Annotated in this window: 1 protein-coding gene and 1 pseudogene; both read left to right on the top strand. The window is 55.0% G+C overall.

Annotated features, from left to right (window positions below; all coding sequences use genetic code 11):
* Positions 1–1,278, top strand: a 1,278-nt coding sequence (locus H6F43_RS08140; RefSeq protein WP_190342299.1) for an alpha-amylase family glycosyl hydrolase, incomplete at its 5' end; no start/stop codon positions are given.
* Positions 1,279–1,526: 248 nt separating this feature from the next.
* Positions 1,527–1,657: pseudogene (locus tag H6F43_RS08135) on the top strand (allophycocyanin subunit beta); the annotation flags it as partial.

The raw sequence follows: 1,657 nt of genomic DNA, 5'->3' as shown, positions 1-1,657 counted from the left end.
CACTACGGCGAAGTGCAGGACTGGGAAGACGACTGGCAGGTGCAAAATTGTGAGTTGGCGGGTCTGGCAACGTTTAACGAAAACAACAACGAGTATCGCCAGTACATCAAAGCGGCAATTAAACAATGGCTCGATCGTGGCGTCGATGCCTTGCGGGTAGATACCGTAAAGCACATGCCCATCTGGTTCTGGCAGGAGTTTACGGGCGATATGTACCTGCATCGCCCGGACGTATTTATTTTTGGCGAGTGGATTTGGAGCCATCCTAGCGACGATCGCTCCGTCGAATTTGCCAACCACTCCGGCATGACGATTCTGGATTTTGGCTTGTGTCAAGCAGTGCGGGCAGCACTGGGGCAAGGCGCAGAGTCTGGATTTCACTTGGTAAGCGAAATTCTGGAGCAGGACCACCGCTACAACAGTGCCACGGAACTGATCACGTTTATCGACAACCACGACATGCCGCGCTTTCAGTCGCTTAATCCCGACTCGGACATGCTGAAGGTGGCGATCGCGCTGATTATGACGACGCGCGGCATTCCCTGCCTCTACTACGGCACCGAACAGTACCTCCACGACGACACCGACGGCGGCAACGACCCCTACAACCGTCCGATGATGCAGTCGTGGGACACCGACACCGAGGTTTACCGCTACGCGCGGCTGCTGTCGGGGCTGCGACGCTTGAATCCTGCGGTGTCAATGGGTAGCCAGTGGCAGAAGTACCTGACGCCCGATGTGCTCTGCTACGTGCGCCGCTACCGCGATTCGGTTTGCTTTGTTGTGCTAAATCGCGGCGGCGAAACCACCATTCCCGAAGTCGATACGGAACTGCCGGACGGTGAACACACCTGCGTCGTTACGCGCAACAAGTACGAAGTCAAAGACGGCAAGCTGCTCGACCTACACCTAGACGCGCGGAGCGTCATCGTCATTAGTCGCGTTGGAGAACGAGTGAAGGCACAAACGATCGTCCGCGCCCAGCTCAATGGGGTGCAAACCCTGCCGGGAGAGACGATCGTGGTTACAGGAGATTGTCCAGAGCTGGGCAATTGGGATATCAGCAAAGCCTACCCGCTGGAATACATCAACTCCAACACGTGGTTTGGCGAAATTCCATTCAACGAGAGCACTGGCAAGATGATCAGCTACAAGTACGCGCTGTGGCGAGAAGGACAGTCGCCGCTGCGGGAAAATTTTGTGCCGCGTCGCTGGGTCATTGCTAGCGAAGGCACCGTCAAATGGCGCGATATGTGGGTTACAGGACCCGAATCCTAGGGAAATTTGGAACGCAGCACATGATGATCGACCCACCTACCAAGGCTCTGCGTATGTAAAGAAACATGAACGTACTATTCAGGTATGGCGCAGGAAGCAGGGTAAACTGATGGAGACAGTTGCCTGATTATCTCTGAGCTAACATAATCCGCACGATCGCACCCAGACAACAGCGCATAGGCTGCGTACCAGGCGGATTCGGAAATAATCAAACCGATTTATTAAGGACCTTTGGGAGATAGAGTGACATGCGGGATGCCGTAACGAGCCTGATTAGAAACTACGACGTTACCGGGCGCTACCTCGATCGCAATGCGATCGACAGCCTCAAATCCTATTTCGACACTGGAATGGCGCGGGTGCAAGCGGCGGCGGCAAT

Source organism: Leptolyngbya sp. FACHB-36, assembly GCF_014695955.1.
Taxonomy (GTDB): domain Bacteria; phylum Cyanobacteriota; class Cyanobacteriia; order Leptolyngbyales; family Leptolyngbyaceae; genus FACHB-36.
Note: the sequence above shows the minus strand (reverse complement) of the source record. Positions and strands in the feature narration are given on the sequence as shown.